Source organism: Elstera litoralis, from assembly GCF_000963705.1.
GTDB classification, from domain to species: domain Bacteria; phylum Pseudomonadota; class Alphaproteobacteria; order Elsterales; family Elsteraceae; genus Elstera; species Elstera litoralis.
Genome location: NZ_LAJY01000160.1, coordinates 1 through 5257, shown reverse-complemented (window position 1 = coordinate 5257; position 5257 = coordinate 1). Strand labels below are relative to the sequence as shown.

General features: G+C 64.0%; 6 protein-coding genes, 2 tRNA genes and 1 pseudogene. 6 read left to right on the top strand and 3 right to left on the bottom strand.

Annotated elements, in window-relative coordinates; all coding sequences use genetic code 11:
* Positions 1-476, bottom strand: a 476-nt coding sequence (locus tag VZ95_RS07385; RefSeq protein WP_045775283.1) for a DEAD/DEAH box helicase, incomplete at its 3' end; no start/stop codon positions are given.
* 155 nt (positions 477-631) lie between these two features.
* On the opposite strand from VZ95_RS07385, the gene VZ95_RS23940 reads away from it, so the two are divergent.
* The 3 genes and pseudogenes from VZ95_RS23940 to VZ95_RS29200 all read left to right on the top strand — a co-directional run.
* The gene (locus VZ95_RS23940) at positions 632-769 is read left to right on the top strand and encodes a hypothetical protein (RefSeq protein WP_156995142.1); all 138 of its coding nucleotides are present in this window, start codon (positions 632-634) and stop codon (positions 767-769) included.
* 50 nt (positions 770-819) lie between these two features.
* Positions 820-1092: a type II toxin-antitoxin system Phd/YefM family antitoxin gene (locus VZ95_RS07380; protein ID WP_045775282.1), complete on the top strand. Its 273-nt coding sequence runs from the start codon at positions 820-822 to the stop codon at positions 1090-1092.
* Positions 1089-1412, top strand: a pseudogene (locus VZ95_RS29200) (type II toxin-antitoxin system VapC family toxin); the annotation flags it as partial. The gene VZ95_RS07380 and the pseudogene VZ95_RS29200, both read left to right, overlap by 4 nt.
* On the opposite strand, the gene VZ95_RS07375 reads toward VZ95_RS29200, so the two are convergent.
* Both VZ95_RS07375 and rlmB read right to left on the bottom strand, forming a co-directional pair.
* Positions 1293-2678: an extracellular solute-binding protein gene (locus tag VZ95_RS07375; protein WP_045775281.1), complete on the bottom strand. Its 1386-nt coding sequence runs from the start codon at positions 2676-2678 to the stop codon at positions 1293-1295. The pseudogene VZ95_RS29200 and the gene VZ95_RS07375 sit on opposite strands and share 120 nt — an antisense overlap.
* The gene (rlmB, locus tag VZ95_RS07370; protein WP_084627634.1) at positions 2641-3504 is read right to left on the bottom strand and encodes a 23S rRNA (guanosine(2251)-2'-O)-methyltransferase RlmB; all 864 of its coding nucleotides are present in this window, start codon (positions 3502-3504) and stop codon (positions 2641-2643) included. The genes VZ95_RS07375 and rlmB overlap by 38 nt, the downstream gene beginning before the upstream one ends.
* 208 nt (positions 3505-3712) lie before the next feature.
* Here rlmB and VZ95_RS07365 point away from each other — a divergent pair.
* The 3 genes from VZ95_RS07365 to tuf form a co-directional block, all read left to right on the top strand.
* Positions 3713-3798 (top strand) — tRNA-Tyr (locus tag VZ95_RS07365).
* A 144-nt stretch (positions 3799-3942) separates the two neighbouring features.
* Positions 3943-4016 (top strand) — tRNA-Gly (locus VZ95_RS07360).
* A gap of 96 nt (positions 4017-4112) precedes the next feature.
* A partial coding sequence (tuf, locus tag VZ95_RS07355) for an elongation factor Tu (protein WP_045775280.1) occupies positions 4113-5257 on the top strand: 1145 nt, incomplete at its 3' end.

Below are 5257 nucleotides of genomic sequence, written 5' to 3'. Positions count from 1 at the left end.
CCCCATTGGGAAACGCAATGGGCCTCGTCAATGGCAAACAGCGCGAGGCGGGCGTGGTCGGCGGCTTCGAGAAACGCGGGCGTTTTTTGGATGCGTTCGGGGGCGATGTAGAGAAGATCGAGCGTGCCATCGGCAAGCTTGCGCAAAATCTCGCGCTGTTCGGCGGGCTCTTGGCCCGAATGCAGCCCCGCCGCGGCGACCCCAGCTTCCCGCAGCGCCGCGACTTGATCTTGAATGAGGGCGATCAAGGGCGAGACGACAATCGCGCAGCCCTCGCGCACCAGCGCCGGGATTTGATAGCACAGCGACTTGCCGCCGCCGGTCGGCATCAACACCAGCGCATCGCCGCCCGCGATCACATGATGGATGATCTCCGCCTGCGGCCCGCGAAACTGCCCATAGCCGAACACCGACTGAAGCACGCTCAGCGGTTTGGTGGTCAGGTCGGGAAGGTCGGAGAGGGGAAGCGCCGTCATTGCCGGGGCACTATAGGCGGGGGCGCGGGGGATGTCATGGGGCTAGATTTGGCGGGGAGCGCGTGTAAAAATCTAGGCTTATGCAATCGTTTGTCCGAAAGGTCCGCCGCGTGAATTGGAAATTGCGCGGCGGCGGTTGAAGGAGGTTAAGGCGCATGGATAAAGGCACCGAAGACCGGTTCGAGCCGGTGCCGCTGGTGGTCGCTGAGGCCGTTGCCCGTGCGCTGTCTCGGCCAGGGTTCAAAGAGGCGTGGGAAGTGCGTGTGGAGGCAGAAGCTCTTTACGACTCGTAAATGGTCATTCATAATGACCACCTTTTTGGTTCTGATTGGGAGGCTCCGTGATGGAACCCCTGCTGACGTTGAGCGTGACCGAGTTTAAGGCGCATTGCCTTGAGTATATCGACCGGCTGGATCGACATGAGATCGGTGAACTGGTTCTGACGAAACGCGGAAAGCCCGTCGCCGTCATGAAGCCGCCGCAGACAACCGCAGAAGCCTTGCGCGCGGCCTATGGCGCGTTGCGTGGGTCCATAGTGATCGCCGAGGGGGTTGACCTGACCGAACCGGCCTTCGAGGGGGTAATGGACGCCGAACTTGGGATTCTGCACCGATGAGCTTGGCCGCCACGGGGATTCTGCTCGATACCTGCGCCGCGCTTTGGTTCGCAGAAGGCGCGTTGAGCGAGGTATCCTTAGAGAGGCTTTTCGCGTCGGCGCACGCCGGAATATTCATCTCTCCTATTACGGGGTGGGAAATTGGCATTCTCGGACAAGCGGGCAAACTCGAATGCCTGTCCGATCCGCTGGCTTGGTATTCACGCCTTCTGGCCCTGCCGGGAATTGCCGAAGCCCCTTTTACAGGGGGCATGGCGATTGCTGCCTATCTGCTTCCGGGCGACCTTCACAAAGATCCTGCCGACCGACTGCTGATTGCAACCGCGCGGGCGATGGGCATTCCGATCATGACTGGCGACAAGAAAATCTTGCGCTACGCCGACGCCGGGCATGTTCATGCCATTGAGTGCGCCGCCGTCTAGCCTACATCCCCCACCGTCCGCCAGCGCCGCCGCCTGCGGCAGCAGCGGCAGCAGGTGCGAGAGCGGCGTCGGGTCGGCCTTAAACGGTCCCCAGCGGGTCACGGGGTTCGAGAGCGGCGTGCCCGGTTTCAGCGGGTAGCCCCAGAGGGCTTCGGCGAGCAGGCGTTGCCCGGTGTCCGAGGTGAGGTAGCTCATCAGCTTCGCGGCGGCCTCGCGCCGTCCGGTCGCCTGGGTCGCGCCGATGGTGACAACGTCCACCGGCGTGCCGCGCCCTTCGCCCAAGGTTGGGAAACTCACGGCGAGCTTATCGAGGGCCGGGCGCAGGGGATCGTCGCCCTTATCAGAAAGCCGGGCGAGGGTACGGCTGCCGATCAGCGCCACGTCGCATTTGCCGTCGATTAGGGCCTGGACCAGCGGGCGGTCTTCGGCGTCGGGCACCGGGGCGGCGGTTTCCGGCGGCAGGACCACGGCATTGGCAGTGACGCCTTTCAGCCAGGTTTCGGCGGCCATCGGGTCGGGGATCATCTGGGTCGCGAGGAAGGAGCGGCTGGCGAGCCGCCCCAGCGGCGGCAAGCACAGGCGGCCCTTGAACGCAGGTTTCGCCAAATCATCGTAACGGGCGAGGTCCGACGCTTTCACCTTCTCGGCCAGCCCCACGGCAGCCCGAACGAAGCCGGTTACGGCAATCCAGCGCCCGCCGGGGTCGCGGTAGGCGGCGGGGATCGCCTTATCGATATCGGGGATGGTGACGGGCACGAACAGCCCCGCCGTGGCCGCCCGCTCGGCGCGGGTAAGGGTGGGGAGCAGCACCACATCGGCGGCGGTGGTCGCGCCTTCGCGTAACAAGCGGCCTAGCAGCAGGTCCGCCTGATCCATCTCGACCTGAACCTGAATGCCGCTGTTCTTCTGAAATTCCGCGAGAAGGGCGGCGAGTCGCTGGGGATCGAAGGAGGTATAGAGCGTAAGGCGGGGGCTTCCTTGGCGGGCTCGGCGGCGGGCGCAGGCGCTTCGCCGGGAAGCTGCGCTTGCGCTTTCACCATCGCAGGGGGCTGCGGCTGCGGCACGATCGCCGTTGCTGGGCCGGAGGCTGCCAGAAGGCTGCCGAGAAGCGCCGCCCGCCAACCCATCAGGCAGCACCACCCGCCAAAACCCGCCGCGTCGCATAGAGGGCGACGGCGGCGGCGTTCGACACGTTCAGCGAGGCGAACTCGCCCGCCGTCGGAAGATGCCCGAGGGTATCGCAGGTCTCGCCGGTCAAGCGCCGCAGGCCCGGCCCTTCGGCCCCGAGCACGAGGGCGATGCGGCCGGGGCGCAGCACGGCTTCCAGCGGCTTTTCGGCGATGCCTTCGAGGCCGATCACCCAAACATCCGCCTCTTGGAGCTGGCGGATCGTGCGCGAGAGGTTGACGACGCGCACCACCGGCACGGCTTCCAAAGCGCCCGAGGCGGTTTTCGCCAGCGTGCCTGTCGCGGTCGCGGCATTGCGATCCGGCATAATCAGCGCCGTCACGCCGAACACGGCGCAGGAGCGCAGAATCGCGCCGACATTATGGGGGTCGGTGACTTGGTCGAGCAGTACGAACAGCGCGTCGGGCGCGGCGGAAAACAGCACGTCTTCCAGCGCCAGTTCCGGCAACGGATCGGCCAGCAGCGCGACGCCCTGATGCACCGCACCGGCGGGCACGTGCCGGTCGATCTCGGTGCGGTCGACGATGGTCGGGGTTAGGCCTGCCTCCATCCAATCCTTCGCCGCTTCCGGGGTTAGCAGCAGTTGACGGCAGGTGCGGTCGGGGTTGGCGAGGGCGGCGCGCACCGCATGATGGCCGAACAGCCAGTTCTGGTTCGATCCGCCGTCGCTACGACCGCCGCCCCGGCGACCGCGCGGGGCCTCGTCGCGGCGGGTCTCCGGGGGTGGGCTCTTGCCGGGCGACGATGGATTGGGCCGGGGGCCTCGGGAAGCGGGGGAACGCGGCGGACGGGATGGGGGCATGGGGCGCAGTCAAGTCACAAATAGGAGACAAAGAGGGCGCTAGTTTGCGCTGGCGCGGCCACCGGAGCAAGGGATTAACGGGGCGGGGCTTTGTCATAAAACCGCCCGAAACAGGACTCCGAATGCTCATATTGATTGACAGGCGGGGGGGTAATCCAATAATCCCCTCTCCGTCGCGGCGGTTGGCAACAATCGTCCGGGAACCCTGGGAGGGGTGGCCGAGCGGTCAATGGCAGCAGACTGTAAATCTGCCGACGAATGTCTACGTTGGTTCAAATCCAACTCCCTCCACCAAGGTTCCTAGAAGTCCGGTTTGCCGGACTGCGGCACACCGCAAGCGGTCGTAAACGCTGATTCAGAAGAATGTTAAGTTCGTCTGAATCAACGATTGCGGACCGCTGCTGGCGTATGGATTGGTGCTGTTCGGTCGCGGATCTGGCGGGTGTAGCTCAACGGTAGAGCCCCAGCCTTCCAAGCTGGTTGTGAGGGTTCGATTCCCTTCACCCGCTCCAGCGCCGCCCGCAGCTTACGATCCGACGCGAGCAGTCGCCCACCGTTGGACCCATCCGTGGTCGTTACCCCCTTGGTTTAGAGGAAGTCTCCAGTTCATGGCGAAGGCTAAATTTGAGCGGAACAAGCCGCATTGCAACATCGGCACGATTGGTCACGTCGATCATGGGAAGACCTCGCTGACGGCCGCGATCACGAAGATTTTGGCGGAATCGGGCGGGGCGACCTTCACGGCGTACGATCAGATCGACAAGGCGCCGGAAGAAAAGGCGCGCGGGATCACGATTTCGACGGCGCACGTCGAATATGAAACCGCGAACCGCCATTATGCGCACGTCGATTGCCCCGGCCACGCCGATTATGTGAAGAACATGATTACCGGCGCGGCGCAGATGGACGGCGCGATTCTGGTTGTGTCGGCCGCTGACGGCCCGATGCCGCAGACGCGCGAACATATTCTTCTGGCCCGTCAGGTCGGCGTGCCGTCGCTGGTGGTGTTCCTCAACAAGTGCGACATGGTCGATGATCCCGATCTGCTCGAACTGGTTGAAATGGAAGTGCGCGAGCTGCTGTCGTCCTACCAGTTCCCCGGCGATGATATTCCGATCGTGAAGGGCTCGGCCCTCTGCGCGCTGGAAGACAAGCAGCCGGAACTCGGCCGCGACGCTATTCTGAAGCTGATGGCCGAAGTCGACGCGTACATTCCGCAGCCGGAACGCCCGGTGGATCGTCCGTTCCTGATGCCGATCGAAGACGTGTTCTCGATCTCGGGTCGCGGCACGGTGGTCACGGGTCGCGTTGAACGCGGCATTGTGAAGGTCGGTGAAGAAGTCGAAATCGTCGGTCTGAAGACCACGGTGAAGACGACGGTGACCGGCGTTGAAATGTTCCGCAAGCTGCTCGATAGCGGCCAGGCGGGCGACAATATCGGCGCGCTGCTGCGCGGCACGAAGCGTGAAGACGTGGAACGCGGTCAGGTTCTGGCAGCTCCCGGCTCGATCACGCCGCACACCAAGTTCAAGGCGGAAGCCTATATTCTGACGAAAGAAGAAGGCGGTCGTCACACGCCGTTCTTCACCAACTATCGTCCGCAGTTCTACTTCCGTACCACGGATGTCACCGGGAACGTGTCGCTGCCGGAAGGCACCGAAATGGTCATGCCGGGCGATAACGTGTCGATGGATGTGGAACTCATCCAACCGATCGCGATGGACGAAGGCTTGCGCTTCGCTATCCGCGAAGG